General features: G+C 71.1%; 1 pseudogene. It reads left to right on the top strand.

Going from position 1 to position 232, the window contains the following annotated elements:
- Positions 1 to 232, top strand: a pseudogene (gene fliI, locus BST14_RS32475) (flagellum-specific ATP synthase FliI); the annotation flags it as partial.

Here is a 232-nt window from a genome sequence, read left to right as displayed (position 1 = left end):
GCCGGACACCGGGCGCCTGCCGATGGGCATGTCGATGCTCGGCCGGGTGCTCGATGGCGCTGGCCGCGCCCTTGACGGCAAGGGCGGAATGCGCGCCGAAGACTGGGTGCCGATGGACGGCCCGACGATCAACCCGCTCAAGCGCCACCCGATCAGCGAACCTCTCGACGTCGGCATCCGCTCGATCAATGGCCTGCTCACGGTCGGCCGCGGCCAGCGCCTCGGCCTGTTC

The sequence above is a fragment of the Mycobacterium arosiense ATCC BAA-1401 = DSM 45069 genome (assembly GCF_002086125.1).
Classification (GTDB): domain Bacteria; phylum Actinomycetota; class Actinomycetes; order Mycobacteriales; family Mycobacteriaceae; genus Mycobacterium; species Mycobacterium arosiense.
The sequence above is the reverse complement of the archived record's forward strand: the minus strand, read 5'-3'. Positions and strand labels throughout refer to the sequence as shown.